Here is a 16,932-nt window from a genome sequence, read left to right on the forward strand (position 1 = left end):
GGGCGAATCTAGGTCCATGGAGGGTCCTGACCGCATGAGTAGTTCTGCAGGACATGTACACACCGGAGGAGACGACCCCAACAAGGTCGCGATGCTGGGACTGACATACGACGACGTGCTGCTGTTGCCTGCTGCGTCCGACGTCATCCCGAGCCAGGTCGACACGTCCAGTCAACTGACCCGCGACATCCGTCTGCGGATTCCGTTGGTCAGTTCTGCGATGGACACCGTCACCGAGTCGCGCATGGCAATTGCGATGGCACGCGCCGGCGGCATGGGTGTTCTGCACCGCAACTCGTCGGTTGAGGTCCAGGCAGGACAGGTCGAGACGGTCAAGCGGTCCGAGGCCGGCATGGTGACCGATCCCGTCACGTGTAAGCCGACCGACACGATGGGTGAGGTCGATGCGAAGTGCGCTCGTTTCCGCATCTCCGGTCTGCCGGTCACCGACGACGCCGGCCAGCTGGTTGGCATCGTCACCAACCGGGACATGCGTTTCGAGGTCGACCAGAACCGCCCGGTCGCGGAGATCATGACCAAGATGCCCCTGATCACCGCTCAGGAAGGCGTCACCGCTGACGTGGCACTGGGCCTTCTTCGTCGGCACAAGATCGAGAAGCTGCCGATCGTCGACGGCAACGGCAAGCTCACCGGTCTGATCACGGTCAAGGACTTCGTCAAGACCGAGCAGCATCCCGACGCCACCAAGGACCGTGACGGTCGACTTCTCGTCGGCGCTGCAGTCGGTGCCGGCGATGACGCCTTCCAGCGCGCGATGGCGCTCACCGATGCCGGTGTGGACGTACTCGTGGTGGACAGTGCGCACGGGCATTCGTCCAACGTTCTCGACATGATCGCCAAGCTCAAGCGTGAACTGGGCGAGCGGGTTCAGATCATCGGTGGCAACGTCGCTACGCGCGCGGGTGCTCTGGCACTGGTCGAAGCCGGCGTCGATGCCGTCAAGGTCGGAGTCGGCCCTGGTTCCATCTGCACCACCCGCGTCATCGCCGGTGTCGGTGCCCCTCAGGTCACGGCCATCCTGGAAGCGGTTGCCGCGTGCAAGCCTCTGGGTGTGCCCGTCATCGCCGACGGTGGACTCCAGTTCTCCGGTGACATCGCGAAGGCTCTTGCCGCAGGTGCGTCGACGGCCATGCTGGGTTCACTCCTGGCCGGTACCGCTGAATCGCCCGGCGAACTGATTCTGGTCGGCGGCAAGCAGTTCAAGAGCTACCGCGGAATGGGTTCGCTCGGCGCGATGCAGTCGCGTGGCGAGGCCAAGTCGTACTCCAAGGACCGGTACTTCCAGGACGACGTACTTTCCGAGGACAAGTTGGTTCCGGAAGGCATCGAAGGACGTGTTCCGTTCCGTGGCCCGCTCTCGCAGGTGACGCACCAGCTCACCGGTGGTCTGCGCGCTGCCATGGGATACACGGGGTCGGCGACGATCGAGCACCTGCAGAACGCTCAGTTCGTCCAGATCACGGCGGCCGGTTTGAAGGAAAGCCATCCGCACGACATCACGATGACTGTCGAAGCACCCAACTACACCGCTCGTTAGCAACCAGTACACGAGAAAGGGGCGCGCGTGCGCGACCTCGTTGAGATCGGCATGGGTCGAACGGCCCGACGTACCTACGAGTTGGACGATGTGAACATCGTTCCCTCCCGGCGAACTCGTTCGTCGAAGGAGGTGTCGACTGCTTGGCAGCTCGACGCTTACAGGTTCGACATTCCTGTCCTCGCACATCCCACCGACGCGTTGGTCTCGCCGACTTTCGCGATCGAGTTGGGTAAGCGCGGCGGCCTCGGTGTCATCAACGGTGAAGGCCTGTGGGGCCGTCACCCCGATGTCGAGGAGAAGCTCCGGCGTCTCGTCGAGATCGCCGAGAAGGACGGTGGCGTCGACGCGGCCATCCGCTACTTGCAGGAGCTGCACGCGGCACCGCTGCAGGCCGGTCTTCTGGCAGCTGCGGTGGCGCAGGTCCGTGATTCGGGGGTCACCACTGCCGTTCGCGTCAGCCCGCAGAATGCGCGCGCACTGACGCCGGAGCTGATCAAGGCGGGAATCGACCTCCTGGTCGTCCACGGCACGATCATCTCGGCCGAGCACGTCGTGCACACCGAGCAGGAACCGCTCAACCTCAAGACGTTCATCTCGGAACTCGACGTTCCGGTTGTCGCGGGTGGGGTCAGTGACCACCGCACCGCGCTGCACCTGATGCGTACCGGCGCTGCCGGTGTCATCGTCGGGTACGGGTCTACCGAGGGTGCAACCACCACCGGTGAGGTCCTGGGCATCGGCGTTCCGATGGCCACGGCCATTGCCGATGCTGCAGCAGCCAGGCGCGACTACCTCGACGAGACGGGTGGACGCTACGTCCACGTCATCGCCGACGGTGACATCGCAACTTCGGGTGATCTGGCGAAGGCCATCGCCTGCGGTGCGGACGCTGCCGTTCTGGGCACGCCGCTGGCCGTGTCCGCCGAGGCGCCGGGTGGTGGCTGGTACTGGCCGTCCGCTGCGGCTCATCCTTCGGTTCCGCGTGGAGCACTTCTTCCGGTTTCCTATGGTGAGCGTCCGAGTCTGGACCAGGTTCTGAGCGGCCCTTCGGACGATCCGTACGGTTCGCTGAACTTCGTCGGTGGTCTCCGTCGGTCGATGGCGAAGGCCGGATACTCCGATCTCAAGGAGTTCCAGAAGGTCGGGCTGACAGTCCGCGCGTAGTTTGTACCTTTCTGTGGCCCCGGTTCTTCGTGAACCGGGGCCACAGTTCGTTGTGCAGGACTTTCTTCCGTTCCTGATACTTGCGGTTACGCTTATGGGGCCCCTTGTGGTGGTAGTCACAAGGGATAGGTGCATACTGGCGGGTAACTACGGTTCACGGTGGAGGTGTCCTGATGGGCAAGCAACGGGCAACGGACTACGACGTACTGATCGTCGGATCCGGGTTCGGCGGAAGCGTGAGCGCGCTTCGTCTCGTGGAGAAGGGCTACAAGGTCGGCGTCATCGAAGCCGGCCGACGGTATGCCGACGAAGATTTCGCGAAGACCAGTTGGGATCTCAAGAAGTTCCTCTGGGCTCCGAAGCTGGGGTGCTTCGGCATTCAGCGCGTGCACCTGTTGCGCGACTGCCTCATTCTCGCGGGCGCAGGCGTCGGCGGCGGGTCGTTGAACTACGCCAACACGCTGTACCAGCCGCCGGAGCCGTTCTTCCAGGACAAGCAGTGGGCGCACATCACCGACTGGCGAAGCGAGCTCACCCCGTACTACGAGCAGGCTCAGAAGATGCTCGGCGTCGTGCAGAATCCGCACATGACGCCCGCTGACGAGATCATGAAGTCCGTCGCAGATGACATGGGCGTCGGCGACACGTTCATCCAGACCCCTGTCGGCGTCTACTTCGGTGAACCTGGCAAGAAGGCGAAGGACCCGTACTTCGGCGGCGTCGGACCCGAGCGCACCGGTTGCATCGAGTGTGGCGAGTGCATGACGGGCTGCCGTCACGGAGCGAAGAACACGCTCCTCAAGAACTATCTGGGCCTTGCCGAGACAGCCGGCGCCGAGATCATTCCGATGACCACCGTGTCCGGGCTTCGTGAGGCTCGCGACGGTTCGTGGGACGTGTTCACCGAGCGAACCGGTGCATTCGGACGAAAGAACCGCCGCACCTACACGGCTGCGAACGTCATTCTCGCGGCCGGAACGTGGGGCACTCAGCATCTGCTCTTCGACATGAAGGACACCGGAGCGCTGCCCAAGCTCTCCGACAAGCTCGGCGAGCTGACTCGAACGAACTCCGAATCCATTGTCGGCGCAGGCAAGTACAAGGTCGATCCCGCACTCGACCTGACTCGCGGAGTGGCGATCACCTCGTCGTTCCACCCGAGCAGCGACACCCACATCGAGCCGGTCCGCTACGGCAAGGGATCGAACGCGATGGGCCTGTTGCAGACCTTGATGACGGACGGCGGCGGCAAGACGCCCCGATGGATCAAGTTCCTCGGTGTGGTTGCGAAGAATCCGTACCAGATGTTGCGCATGTTGACGGTCAAGGACTGGAGTGAGCGCACGATCATCGCGTTGGTCATGCAGAACCTCGACAACTCCATCACCACGTACACGAAGAAGGGCCTGTTCGGTCGACGCAAGGTCACCAGCAAGCAGGGCCACGGTCAGCCGAACCCGACGTGGATCCCGGAGGGCAACGAGGCGACGCGTCGAGTTGCCGAGAAGATCGACGGCGTCGCGGGCGGCACGTGGGGCGAGATCTTCAACGTTCCACTGACGGCGCACTTCCTCGGCGGTTGCGCTATCGCGTCGGATTCCGATCACGGCGTCATCGATCCGTACCACCGCGTGTACGGCTACCCGACGCTCAGCGTCGTCGACGGCGCAGCGGTCTCGGCCAACCTCGGCGTGAATCCGTCGCTGACCATTGCCGCTCAGGCCGAGCGTTCGGCCTCGCTGTGGCCGAACAAGGGGGAGACCGACCTGCGTCCCGCCCAGGGCAGCGGCTACGAGCGTTTGGCTCCGATTGCACCCAAGTCGCCTGTGGTGCCGGCGTCGGCTCCGGCCGCGCTGGTCCTGCCGATCGTGAAGATCACCGGCGGCAAGACAGCTACCGCTGTTCCGGCGGAGCCGGCAGCCGGATAGTTCGCCGCGAACGAAGATGGGGCGTGTCGTCGAGGATTCGACGACACGCCCCATCTCTGTTTCAGAGTGTCAGCCTCCTAGCGACCCGAACAGAGTGCCGAGGTCGAGGCTGCCGGTCCCGCCTCCGGGCCCGCCGTCCGTATCGCCGGGGACGGTCAGGGTCTGCGGCGCGGATGCGGAGGCCGTGTAGCCCGAAGCGCCCACGAATTCGGCGGTGACACTGTAGGTCCCGGAGTTGTAGAACGTCGCCGGTACCGTTGCGACACCGTTGACCACGTCGACCGGTCCACCGATGAGGGTGTCACCGACCTTGAACTGGACCTTGCCTGTGGCGCCGGACGGATCGACCGTTGCCTTGAGCGTCACCGGGGTGTTCTTCTGAACAGTTCCGACAGCGTCGAGAACCGTGGTCGTCTCGACGTCGGCCGGAGCCGGCGTCGTCACACTGACCGGGAATGCCGGGGCAGCGGACGGCGCGAATCCTGGTGAGCCCGTGAACTTCGCGACAACCTTGTGCGTTCCGGTCGAGGTGAAGGTGTACGGAGCGACGGCAACTCCGTCGGTTCCGACCGGAGCACTGACCGTTTCGGTGCCGTCGACGATGAAATCGACGGTGCCGCCGGTACCCTGCGGATCGACCTTGGCAGTCAGGTTGACGTCTTGTCCGACCTTCGCGGTCGACGGCGACACCGTGGCGGTAGTGGTCACGGCGTCCGGCGGTGCATCGGTCGTGACGGTCACGATCTTGGCCGACGCCGACGTCGACGCCAGGAACCCGGGGGCTCCGCTGTAGCTCGCGGTGATGGAGTGCGGTCCGTCCTCGGTGAAGGTCGGGGAGATGCTGGCCGACCCTCCGGTTACCGGCACGGCGTCCTCGAGTGGGTTGTCGCCGTCGAAGAACTGGACGGTTCCACCGTTTGCGCCGCCGCTCACGTTGGCTGACAGGGTGACGGGAGTTCCGTTCTTGGCGTTGGCCGGTCCGACGACTGTGGTGGTGGTTGCCTTGTCCGCCTCGATGATCCGCGTCGTGGCGAGGGGGCCTGCGCCGCTGTTGAGCGGACCGTTCTCGGCGTCACGCGGGGTGCATCGCGTGGGTGCCCAGGCGGTGATGACCAGGGTGGCCTTGGGGAGGAACGTGAGGAAGTTGCGATCGTTGTTCCACGCTCCCGCGCTGCCGCCGGTGCGTACCTTCATCGCGACGTCCCCTGAATCGCCGGCCTTGAGAACTGCCTTGACCTGGGGGAGCTGGAACTGCGTGTAGCCGTCGGCATTGTTGGAACCGTCGACGTTCTTGCCGGTCGCCTTGACGACGATGCCGCCCTCGGAGTTGATGCTCGAACTGGGGCTGTTTCCGATGACCTGGTTGTTTCCGGAGAGGCGCAGAATCGTTCCGTTGGGATCGACGTTGCCGTTCTCGTTGACGCGCAGGATGTTCGGCGCTACACCGCTGAGCCCCGCCGAAGTGCCGGGGACGATGGTGGCTTCCACCAGGGTGGCGTTCGCAGGAACGTCGACGTCGACCTTGATGCGGGAGACGTTCTGGACGGTCGCCCCCGAAGCGGAGCCGGGAAAGGCGATGGGGCCGGGTTGGATGGTGACCTCGAAGGTTTCACCGGCGCCGATGGATTCCGGTGCGTCGACGATGACCGAGCCGGACTGTGACTGCGTGGTCGGACCGGCGACAGCGGACGGGGTTGCCAGGCAACTCGTGCCGAAGGTTGTTGTCACGGGGGCCGCTGATGCGGGGATTCCCGCGAGGATGACGCCACTGGCGAGTGCCGTGGCGGCGATCGGCGCCGCGATGCGACGTCTGGAGTACACGAACATGGATTCTCCTGAGCTGGGTACGGGAGTGGTGTCCAAAGCTGATGTGGGGGACTAGCTTCCGAAGAGCGGGATGAGGCCGCTGAGCGAACCGGTGTCCACGCTTCCGGTGCCGCCGCCGTCTGTCGGTGCGGTGCCGACCTGCACGACCGTCGGGCCGGAGACGGAGTTCTTCCAACCGGCGTCGCCGACGAAGTTGGCAGTGAGGCCGAACGTTCCCTCGTCGTCGAAGGTGTGCGTGAGTGTCGCGACGCCGTTGACGACGGCAACGGGTGCGCCGATGGGCGTCGTGCCGGACTTGAACTGGATCATTCCGTTTGCTGTTCCGGGTGCGACGGTGGCCTTGAGCTGCAATGCCTTTCCGACCTGAGCCGAGCCGCTGACGGTCAGAGACGTCGTGGTGTCGGCGCGGGCGGGTTCGGGATCGGTGACGTTCACAGTGAACGACGTGGACGTGGAGCCGATGAATCCGGTTCCGCCGGAGAACTCTGCCGTCACGGCTGCAGTGCCCGCTGATGCGAAGGTGTGCGGGAGGATCGCGACGCCGTCACCCGTGCCGACCGGTGCGGTACCGACCTCGGCGCCGTCGACCTTGAACGTCACGGTTCCGCTGCTCGGGATGGGGGAGACGGTGGCCGAGAGGTTGGTCGGTTCACCGACAACAGCGGTGAGTGGTTCGACAACTGTGGTCGTGGTTCCCCAGTCGGGATCGCTGACTTCGAGTTGGGTTGCGGTGGAGACGGAATCGCCGTAACCGGCCTCGCCGGTGAACACTGCGGTGAAGCTGTGGGTGCCCGAAGCGTCGTAGCTGCGGGTCAGGGAAGCCGTCCCGTTGACTACAGCCACCGGTGCGCCGAGGTTGGTCTCGCCGTCTTTGAACTGCACCGTGCCCACGGCGTTTGCCGGTGTGACGACAGCGCTCACGGTGATGCTGTCACCTACCAGCGCGGCGTTCGGGGCCGAGATCGTGGTGGTGGTGTCCGCGGAGACGTCGACGGTCTGGACTCCGGAGGTCGAGCTGTGGAATCCCGGACCGGCGTTGTACGCGGCGGTGATGTCGTGGGCGCCGACGCTGTCGAAGGTGTGGGAGAGGGTGGCGCTACCGCCCGAGACCGGGACCGGTGAGCCGATGTCGTTGCCGCCGTCCTTGAACTGGACGGTGCCGCTCGCGTCGGACGGCGCAACTGTCGCGGTCAGGTCGACCGGCGTGCCGACCTTCGCCGTTGCCGGTGCAACCAGTGTGGTTCCGGTGGCGACAGACGGGTCGACTACCTGGACGTTGACGTTGATCGGGTTGAGGCCCTGCTGTGTGCTGAAGGCGTTGACGTCGAAGAGCATGCCGCTGTCGTACGTCCCGAATGCTGTGCCGACGGGGACCGTGTAGGTCGCTTCCAGTGTGACGGGTTGGTTCTTCTTGACGACGAATCCACCGACCAGGAAGGTGCAGCCGCTCGAGCACTTCGCGGAGACTCCGCCGTCTGATTCGTTGCTGATCGTGGCCCGGTTGGTCACACCCAGGTAGGTGGCCTTGGCGCTGCCCGGCACGAGGACGAATCCTGCGGGCGGGATGTCACGGATCTTTGCGATCGACCGTTCGATGCCGCTTTCGTTGTGCTTGATCTCGGTCTTGTACGTGACGGTGTCGCCTGGGTGAACTGCCGCGTTCCCGATGACACTCTTCGTGAAGATCAGGTTGTCGGTCGTGCCGGTGAAAGTGGTCGGCGGGGCTTCGTCAGCGGTGGCCGGCGTGCCGAGGACTAGAAGTCCGGCGGCAGCCGTCACAGCCGCGACAGGTATGGCGAGTCGTCGTATGAATCGACGCACAGGTCCTCCTCGAGGTGAGCGCCGTTCGGCGGCGCCGGCCGTTTGCGATCGTGATCCTGATCACTTGACGGGCGAGATTACCTTTACTGGACGTTTGGTTCAGGCGAATCGGTCAAACGTCCAGAAAATTCACCCTTCGTCCATTTCGGGCTCTGGCCTGCGATGATGCTGCCGAATTGATTGCCGAAGCTAAGGTGCGGGTGATTTGGGCACCGTTGACCTGGACGGTGGTCTAGATCCGCGCGAGGTCGCCGCGCAGTTCTGAGGGGCGGCCTTTGTAGTGACGTACCTCGCGCTCGCTCGGCCGAGTAGCGGGCTGAGTCCATGCATGCGCAGAAGCGCTGGCTGCGGCGATTAGACTGCACCTGTGGCAGATATCGAGCAGCAGAGACCAGTTCTTGTCGTCGACTTCGGGGCGCAGTACGCGCAGTTGATCGCACGGCGAGTTCGCGAAGCCAAGGTCTACTCGGAGGTGATTCCGCACACCACGACCGTCGAGGAGATCGTGGCCAAGAACCCCTTGGCTGTTGTGCTCTCGGGTGGGCCCTCGAGTGTCTACGCAGACGGTGCTCCCAAGCTTGATCCCGCACTGTTCGATCACGACATTCCGGTTTTCGGAATCTGCTACGGATTCCAGGCGATGGCAGGCGCCCTGGGCGGCACCGTCGCCGAGACCGGTACCCGCGAATACGGCCGTACCGACATCGCGGTATCCGGCGGATTGCTCCACGACGGTCTTCCCTCGACGCAGCCGGTATGGATGAGCCACGGTGACGCCGTCACCGAAGCGCCTTCCGGCTTCGAGGTGACCGCGACCAGCGACGGTGCTCCCGTCGCGGCGTTCGAGGACCGCGCCCGCAAGCTCGCCGGTGTGCAGTACCACCCTGAGGTTCTGCATTCCCCGCACGGTCAGCAGGTCCTGAGCCGCTTCCTGCACGAGATTGCCGGTATTCCGGCAGCGTGGACGGCGTCGAACATCGCCGATGCGCTGATCGAGCAGGTTCGCGAGCAGGTCGGAGACGGACACGCCATCTGCGGTCTGTCCGGTGGCGTCGACTCCGCTGTCGCTGCGGCTTTGGTTCAGCGCGCAATCGGCGACCGGTTGACATGCGTCTTCGTCGATCACGGTTTGATGCGAGCCGGTGAGCGCACGCAGGTCGAGCAGGATTTTGTCGCGGCAACCGGCGCTCGTCTGATCACCGTGGATGCCGCGGACACCTTCATCGGTGAGCTGGCAGGCGTCACCGATCCCGAGACCAAGCGCAAGATCATCGGCCGCGAGTTCATCCGCAGCTTCGAAGGCGCAGTCAGTGATGTTCTGGGCGAGAACGCATCTCATGGTGCGACCGTCGACTTCCTCGTCCAGGGCACGCTCTACCCGGACGTCGTGGAGTCGGGCGGCGGCACGGGAACTGCAAACATCAAGAGCCACCACAATGTCGGCGGGCTGCCGGAAGACCTGCAGTTCAAGTTGGTTGAACCGTTGCGTCTGCTGTTCAAGGACGAGGTCCGTGCAGTGGGCCGCGAACTCGGCCTGCCGGAAGAGATCGTCGGACGCCAGCCGTTCCCCGGTCCCGGACTCGGTATCCGCATCATCGGTGAGGTCACCCGCGATCGCCTCGAGATCCTGCGTCAGGCAGATTCCATTGCGCGCGAAGAGCTTACGTCTGCAGGCTTGGACGGAACCATCTGGCAGTGCCCGGTCGTTCTCCTCGCCGACGTCCGAAGCGTGGGCGTGCAGGGTGACGGCCGGACGTACGGTCATCCGATCGTGCTGCGTCCGGTCTCGAGTGAAGACGCGATGACCGCGGACTGGACGCGTCTGCCGTACGAGACCCTCGAGCGCATCTCGACTCGAATCACCAACGAGGTTGCGGACGTGAACCGCGTAGTCCTCGACGTGACGAGCAAGCCGCCGGGAACTATCGAGTGGGAGTAAAAACAACTGTGCGCCTTTATTAACCCCCCGCGGTTAATAAAGGCGCACAGCAGTTTTACTTCCGGTTGCGCCGATTCGGCAGAATCACCAGCAGTAGTCCTGCCACGACGGCGGCACCGACGAACAGCCAACGGAATTGAATGTTCGCTGCCGGCGCCAGGGAGAACGGCCCGACCAACGCCCACACGCTGACCAGTAGTGCGGCCAGTCCGGCGATCAGCAGAAGTGCCGAGGGGCGCTTGGATTCTCGGGTCTCGTCGTGCTCTGTGGTCTCGTCGTATTCGCTCATGATTGCGTCACCTTCAGACTGCCGAACGTTGCTTTGGCGTTGATGGTCAGTGTGGGCGAATCCGGTGTCACATCACGGCCCGGGTGTATTCCGCCGTCGAGGCAACCTGATCCGTCACCCATGACGACGGTGCAGCTGTTCTTGACGTTGACGGTTGGTGGCACCATGACGACGAACTCACCGAACGACGCCGCGACGTCGATGGTCTTGTCCTCGGTGAACTTGACCCCGTTGAGGTCGAGAGTGAAGCTTCCGAAGGCTCCCGAGTACGACGGCTCCAACTCGGAAGCGGTTGCCGGAGTCCATCTTTGCTCACCCGAGGCGTCGAAATCGATCGGGTAGACCAACGAGGCGAGAAGCACGAAACCCACGAGCGGTCCGGTGACGACCAGCAGGCCGTACCCCTTGCGGAAGAATGCCCCGAGGATCAGGCCGAGCGCGATGACGGCGAGTCCGACAGCACCGACTCGGCCGGGAGTGAACCACTCGTTGCCGGTTGCCGCGCCCGCTGCCCCGGTGACGGCGGCGACGATGATCGCGAGTCCGAGCACTGTCAGCGTCCATCGCGAGCGACGCTTACGTGGTGGCAAAGGCAGCAGCGGCGTGGCTTTGACTGCCGGGTCCGGGAGATCCCAGGCGAACGGAGCGACACCGAGCGGATCCCAGGAGGGCGGTGTGATGGCGGCCTCGCCGATCACCTCGGTCGGATTGGCGGCGGCTGAAGCGCTCGGGTCCTTCGACAGGTTGATCGTCGGATGATCGGCCTGAGATTGCGGTGACTGTTCGGCCGGCCGTTCCTCGGGCACGTAGCTGTCGGGGAGTTTTGTGTACGGCGTGTACACGGGCGGCTGATTGGGTGCGAAGTATCCGGGAGTGAACGGCCCGGGCGTGAATCCCGTGCCTGGATACGCGGTACCCGCGCCGACGTACGGTGACGTGCTCTGTGGCAGTGCAGGCGGGACCGGCGCTCGTTGGTAGAGCAGCCACAGGCCTCCGACCATCAGAATCAGCCCGATCAGACCGGAACCACCCAGGCCGACGCCGACAGGCCCGACGGTCGTAGCCGCGATGGCGAGAGCCACCAACAAGACGATGGTCTTGGTACTGGAATCGGAGCTGTGTCCGCGGCCCATCAACGACTGTGCGGGGGACGATCCGTCACCGGCGCGGGCGAGCACCAACCACCCGGCGAGGTAGAGAAGGATGCCTGAGCCGCCGAAAATAGTGGAGGCCACAAACGCGACACGTACCAGAATGGGGTCGATGCCGTACCGGTATCCGATTCCGGCGCATACCCCGGCCACGTGACCTTGTGCCGGCAGACGCACGGGGCGGGTCCGCCACAGATCCTGGATCTGTTCTTGGAAAGTCGGATTGTTCATGAATCAATCCTGGCTTCCGGGGCGGCCTCCGCGCATCAGGGCCAACCCTGATCTTTGTGACGATCGGGGCCAGGGGCGCCGCCCTGATTCAGGGTTGGACCCTGATGTGAGTCCGAGTGGTTCGTGCCAGTATCGACTATGTGCAATATCTGTCAGATCCGCCGTTCGTGAGCGGTCCCGCTCCCGGGTTCACGGGAGGCCCGCCCGTCAACGGGGTACCGGTGCATGCCGTACCCATGAAGAAGGGTGTGCCCATTCCGGGCGGTGTTCCATTGCGAAAGCTGGAGCGGCGCTCCGGCGGTCGCATCGTCGCCGGTGTTGCAGGCGGTATCGCCGATCATCTCGGGATCGACGTCCTGAAGGTTCGAGTCGCCTTCGCGATTCTGGCGGCGATGGCCGGATCCGGCATCGTGATTTACGGCGCCCTCTGGATCTTCACCTCAGCCGGCACGGACACCCAGAAGCCGTCCGCGGCCGAGCGGCAGCGGGCGTACGGCTTGATCGCACTCGGATTGGGCGGCGCAGCCGCGTTGTCCTGGCTGTTCAGCGGCACGGCGGGTTCGGTGCTCGCACCGTTCTTCGTCGTCGCGATCGGTGCTGCTTTGGTGTGGCGCGAGTTCGACTCCGACGGTCCCCGGACCGTCATCGGCTTGCCGCAGCGGCCTACCGTTCTCACGTGGGCGCGGGTGGTCGGGGGAGCGACCTTGATCATCTTGGGTCTCGGCGTCGTCGTCCTCGCTCAGGTCGACCTCGAAGCACTGCGCTCGTCCCTGCTGGCCGTGGTGGTGACGCTGATCGGTGTCGGATTGTTGACGGTGCCGCTGTGGCTGCGGATGTGGCGGGCTCTCGGCGCCGAGCGTGCGGCCCGAATTCGCAACGACGAACGTGAAGAGATCGCCTCGCATCTGCACGACTCCGTACTTCAGACGTTGGCGCTGATTCAGAAGCAGTCCGACAATCCGCAAGAGGTGGCGCGCCTGGCCCGTGGTCAGGAACGCGAGCTGCGCAAGTGGTTGTTCAGCGGCGGGGATATCGACCACACGAGCCTGACCGAAGGTCTGAAGATCATCGCCGGTGAAGTGGAGGACCAGCATGGCGTCACGGTCCGCCCCGTCACGGTCGGCGACGTACAACTCGAAGGCGAAGGCGTCGAGAACGGTCTGCCCAAGGAAGCGTTCACCGCGCTCCTCGGTGCGACGCGTGAAGCTCTCGTGAACTCGGCAAAGCACTCGGGGGAGAAGGAAATCAATCTTTTCGCCGAGGTCGAGGGCGACCAGGTCAGTGTGTTCGTTCGTGATCGCGGAGTTGGATTCGACGTCAATGCGGTGCCGGAGGACCGTCAGGGCTTGGCCAAGTCGATTCGTGGTCGCATCGAGCGACGGGGTGGCCGCGTCGTGGTTCGATCCGACATCGGAAAGGGCACCGAGATCCGCGTGCACATGCCGCTCGGTGACTCTGCTCTAAAGTGGGACCAGACTGCTGACCGTGTCGACAACCCCGAGGAACAGCCCCAGTGACTTCGCTTGCGCCGCCCCCGTACCGCGTATTTCTTGTCGACGATCATGCAGTGTTCCGCTCCGGGGTGAGGGCGGAACTCTCGCGCGAGGCAGACATGGACGTAGTCGGTGAAGCCGGTGGCGTCGCTGAGGCGATCGCGGGTATCAACTCGACGAAACCGCATGTCGTTCTGCTCGATGTCCACATGCCTGACGGTGGTGGAGTGGCAGTTCTGCGCGGAATCGATTCCGGCCCGGTGTGCTTGGCGCTCAGCGTTTCCGATGCGGCCGAGGACGTGATCGCGGTGATCCGAGGCGGTGCGCGCGGGTACGTGACCAAGACGATCTCGGGATCCGAGCTGGCCGAGGGTGTACGACGCGTTGCCGGTGGTGACGCAGTGTTCGGGCCTCGCCTGGCAGGCTTCGTACTGGACTCCTTCACTGGGCGTTCCAATGCACCCGAGCCGCAACTCGATCCGGAACTCGACTCGCTGACTCCGCGAGAACTCGAAGTGCTCAGATTGCTGGCACGTGGGTACACCTACCGTGAAATCGCCGAGGACCTGGTGATTTCCGTGAAGACGGTCGAGACTCACGCATCGAACGTCCTGCGAAAGACTCAGCAGTCCAATCGCAATGCGTTGACGCGTTGGGCACATCGCCGCCAGATCGACTGAATTCCCGCGCGCTCTTTCGCGATTGCGTGCGAAGGCGCACCATGGACCGATGACGGAACCACTGGCGCTCGCGTCGAAGCGTGGGCGTTGGGTTGTCGCCGCCACCGTTCTCGGCTCGAGCATGGCTCTCCTCGACGGCACCGTCGTCAACATTGCTCTTCCTCACATCGGTGAAGAACTGGGTTCCGGTGTCGCCGGACTGCAGTGGACGCTCAGCGGTTACACCTTGGCCTTGGCGTCGCTGATTCTGCTCGGGGGAGCCCTCGGTGATCGTTGGGGTCGGCGACGGGTATTCGTGTGGGGGACGGTCTGGTTCGCGGTCGCGTCGTTGCTCTGCGGAATTGCACCGGACATCACGTTTCTGGTGATTGCACGAATCCTGCAGGGAGTGGGAGCTGCGCTCTTGACACCTGGCAGCCTTGCCATCATCTCCGCGTCACTTCGTGAGGAGGACCGCGGCGCGGCAATCGGATTGTGGTCGGGTTTAGGTGGTGTTGCCGGCGCCATCGGACCGCTTTTCGGTGGTTGGCTGGTGGAAGTGGCGGGATGGCGATCGGTATTCCTGCTCAATATCCCGCTGGCGATCGTCGTGGTGTGGGCAGCGGTGCGCCATGTACCGGAGAGCCGCGACCCGCATCCGCCCGAGCACCTGGACGTGGTCGGATCTGCCTGCGCAGTAGTCGGTCTCGGCGCACTGACGTACGGGCTGATCGAGGTCAACCCGATAGTCGGGCTGATCGGAGTGATTGCGCTCTGCCTGTTCGTCGTGGTGGAACGACGCTCACCGAGTGCCCTTGTGCCGCCGTCCCTGTTCCGCTCGCGGATGTTCGTCGCGGCCAATCTGGTGACCCTTGCGGTCTATGCGGCGCTGGGCGGTGTGTTCTTCCTGCTCGTGCTGCAACTGCAATTGGTTGCCGGGTACTCGCCGGTGGCTGCCGGCGTCGCAACGGTACCGATCACCTTGGCATTGCTGCTGTTGTCTTCGCGCGCGGGCAGTTACGCGCAGACGCACGGACCGCGGTTGCCGATGACGGTCGGGCCCGCCGTTGCCGCGGTGGGGTTGGTGTTGATGACGCGGATCGGCCCGGATGCGTCGTACCTGACCGTCGTGCTGCCGGGAGTTCTGGTGTTCGGGCTCGGCCTGGCGGTGATGGTCGCGCCGTTGACCGCCGCGGTGCTTGGTTCGGTACCGGTGGAGCAGTCCGGAATCGCATCCGGTGTGAACAATGCCGTTGCTCGCACGAGCCAACTTCTTGCCGTCGCGGCCTTGCCTGCCCTCGTGGGTATCGACGCCGAAAGTCTGGTCGATCCGACGAGTTTCTCCGACGGGTTCCGGTACGCGATGTACATCTGTGTGGCACTGCTGTTGATCGGTGCAGCGATCGCCGCGACGCTGATCCGAACTCCGACAGTAGAGCCTGTTCAGGAAGCGGATTCGGTTGCCTGCAAGCCGCATTGTGATCTGACGGGACCTGCAGTGCAACCGAATCCGATGAGGGACTAGACGCTGATGTCGCGATCGCGGCTGGGCACCAAGGGAATTGCTGCGGCGGGAAATGCCGCGACTATCGCGAAGGCGAGCGGGTAGCCGACCGCGCCGATCAGCGCACCGACCACCGGGCCCACTGCTGACGCGGCAACGAACTGCCCGGTGTTCTGTGCGCCCAATGCTTTTCCTTGCCATTTCGGCCCGGCAGCTTCGGCGACGGAAGTGAATGCCAAACCGTTGTCGGCGACGCTGATAGTGGTTGCCAGCAGCAGGATCAAGGCGGGAACGCCCCAAGGCGCTGCGCCGGCTGCCGCCATTGCCAACATGACCGCAGACGCGGAGACGGCAACCAACCGCAGCGGGCCTACTCTGCTTCCGGCGCGATCACTCCAGATGCCGACAACGATGCGTCCGAGTGCACCCACGAACTGGGAGATCCCGATCAGGAGCCCAGCGGGCGCAGCGTCCCATCCTTGCTCGCTGATCAGCCAGACCAGACCGAATGTCGAGAGGGTGAACTGCGGAAACACCAGCAGTGCCGAGACGACGTGAATGCGCCACAGGAACCAGTTCGAGCGATAAGGATTTACCGTTTCGACCGGGATGTCTGTGGGCCGCGCCGCCGGCCGCGGGGGATTGATCAATGCGACGGCGCAGATCAGGGCGAGAACGCCGTTGAGAGCTACCGACAGTCCGACAGCCGAACCGATTCCTACGTTCGCAGCGAGAGTCGGGATGGTCAGCGACGCGATGGTCACGCCCAGGGGCTGTGACATCTGCCGGATTCCCATCGCGAGGCCGCGCCGATCCTTGGGAAACCAGCCGACCACAACACGTCCACTGGCAGCGTTGGTGCTCGCCGCAGCCATTCCGCCCAGCAGAAATGCGATCCCGAGGAGGGTGTAGTTGTCGGTGGTGGTCGCGGCCAGCGCGGCGATCGCCGTCAGGCCGAGCCCGATTGAGATGACCCATTTCTCGCCGAATCTGTCAGCCATCGCTCCCCACGCCACCAGCGTGAGAACCATGCCGAAAGTGGGTGCAGCGGCCAGAGTTCCGGCCTGCGTCAACGAGAGGCCGTGCTCGGAATGCAGCAGCGGGATCAAAAAGGCGGGGGTGCTGACGAAGACGGTGCCTGCGGCCTGGGCTGCGACGCCGATTCCGAGCATCGTCCACGCCTTCGGGGAGACGGCCGTCTTTTCCAGCCGCGACGCCTGCGTCATGGTGCCCTCCGATCTCTACGCTGTTCGACGATGCCGACGCTACTCCCGTGGTTTCACATGTTGAAACCAGAATCCCATTATTTGGTCAAACGCGGACGGTTCAGGGTGCGAAGTGCCCACCCCTTTTCGAGCGAACGGT

General features: G+C 64.2%; 12 protein-coding genes. 7 read left to right on the forward strand and 5 right to left on the reverse strand.

Annotation, left to right across the window (positions count from 1 at the left end; translation table 11 throughout):
* The first annotated feature begins 34 nt into the window (after positions 1 to 34).
* The 3 genes from guaB (at position 35) to G9U53_RS00430 (ending at position 4,653) form a co-directional block, all read left to right on the forward strand.
* Positions 35 to 1,558, forward strand: coding sequence for an IMP dehydrogenase (gene guaB, locus G9U53_RS00420; protein WP_003940903.1), 1,524 nt, complete (start codon positions 35 to 37; stop codon positions 1,556 to 1,558).
* 27 nt (positions 1,559 to 1,585) lie between these two features.
* On the forward strand, positions 1,586 to 2,725 hold the full coding sequence (locus G9U53_RS00425; RefSeq protein WP_003940976.1) for a GuaB3 family IMP dehydrogenase-related protein: 1,140 nt from the start codon (positions 1,586 to 1,588) through the stop codon (positions 2,723 to 2,725).
* A gap of 173 nt (positions 2,726 to 2,898) precedes the next feature.
* Positions 2,899 to 4,653: a GMC family oxidoreductase gene (locus G9U53_RS00430; protein WP_003940689.1), complete on the forward strand. Its 1,755-nt coding sequence runs from the start codon at positions 2,899 to 2,901 to the stop codon at positions 4,651 to 4,653.
* A gap of 69 nt (positions 4,654 to 4,722) precedes the next feature.
* On the opposite strand, the gene G9U53_RS00435 is transcribed toward G9U53_RS00430, so the two are convergent.
* Both G9U53_RS00435 and G9U53_RS00440 read right to left on the reverse strand, forming a co-directional pair.
* Positions 4,723 to 6,480, reverse strand: coding sequence for an Ig-like domain-containing protein (locus G9U53_RS00435; protein ID WP_003940813.1), 1,758 nt, complete (start codon positions 6,478 to 6,480; stop codon positions 4,723 to 4,725).
* A gap of 51 nt (positions 6,481 to 6,531) precedes the next feature.
* Positions 6,532 to 8,301: an Ig-like domain-containing protein gene (locus tag G9U53_RS00440; RefSeq protein WP_165638199.1), complete on the reverse strand. Its 1,770-nt coding sequence runs from the start codon at positions 8,299 to 8,301 to the stop codon at positions 6,532 to 6,534.
* A gap of 367 nt (positions 8,302 to 8,668) precedes the next feature.
* On the opposite strand from G9U53_RS00440, the gene guaA reads away from it, so the two are divergent.
* Positions 8,669 to 10,240, forward strand: coding sequence for a glutamine-hydrolyzing GMP synthase (gene guaA / locus G9U53_RS00445; protein ID WP_007727510.1), 1,572 nt, complete (start codon positions 8,669 to 8,671; stop codon positions 10,238 to 10,240).
* 55 nt (positions 10,241 to 10,295) lie between these two features.
* On the opposite strand, the gene G9U53_RS00450 is transcribed toward guaA, so the two are convergent.
* The gene (locus G9U53_RS00450; RefSeq protein WP_003940832.1) at positions 10,296 to 10,529 is read right to left on the reverse strand and encodes a hypothetical protein; all 234 of its coding nucleotides are present in this window, start codon (positions 10,527 to 10,529) and stop codon (positions 10,296 to 10,298) included.
* Positions 10,526 to 11,911 carry a PspC domain-containing protein gene (locus tag G9U53_RS00455; RefSeq protein WP_007727507.1) on the reverse strand — a complete coding sequence of 462 codons (1,386 nt, stop codon included), beginning with the start codon at positions 11,909 to 11,911 and terminating at the stop codon, positions 10,526 to 10,528. Before G9U53_RS00455 ends, G9U53_RS00450 begins: the two co-directional genes overlap by 4 nt.
* A 236-nt stretch (positions 11,912 to 12,147) precedes the next feature.
* Here G9U53_RS00455 and G9U53_RS00460 point away from each other — a divergent pair, with 236 nt between their 5' ends.
* From G9U53_RS00460 to G9U53_RS00470, 3 genes are read left to right on the forward strand one after another with little or no spacing between them, the layout of a single operon-like run.
* Entirely contained in the window at positions 12,148 to 13,428 is a 1,281-nt protein-coding gene (locus G9U53_RS00460) for an ATP-binding protein (RefSeq protein ID WP_037125680.1), read from the forward strand.
* Positions 13,425 to 14,084 (forward strand): response regulator transcription factor, encoded by a 660-nt coding sequence (locus G9U53_RS00465; RefSeq protein WP_003940972.1) that lies wholly within the window; start codon positions 13,425 to 13,427, stop codon positions 14,082 to 14,084. The genes G9U53_RS00460 and G9U53_RS00465 overlap by 4 nt, the downstream gene beginning before the upstream one ends.
* A gap of 49 nt (positions 14,085 to 14,133) precedes the next feature.
* On the forward strand, positions 14,134 to 15,588 hold the full coding sequence (locus G9U53_RS00470; protein ID WP_064689592.1) for an MFS transporter: 1,455 nt from the start codon (positions 14,134 to 14,136) through the stop codon (positions 15,586 to 15,588).
* On the opposite strand, the gene G9U53_RS00475 is transcribed toward G9U53_RS00470, so the two are convergent.
* Positions 15,585 to 16,793 carry an MFS transporter gene (locus G9U53_RS00475; RefSeq protein WP_165638200.1) on the reverse strand — a complete coding sequence of 403 codons (1,209 nt, stop codon included), beginning with the start codon at positions 16,791 to 16,793 and terminating at the stop codon, positions 15,585 to 15,587. The two genes, G9U53_RS00470 and G9U53_RS00475, sit on opposite strands and share 4 nt — an antisense overlap.
* Between the last annotated feature and the right edge of the window lie 139 nt (positions 16,794 to 16,932).

Source organism: Rhodococcus sp. D-46 (genome assembly GCF_011290655.1).
Classification (GTDB): Bacteria; Actinomycetota; Actinomycetes; order Mycobacteriales; family Mycobacteriaceae; genus Rhodococcus_F; species Rhodococcus_F qingshengii.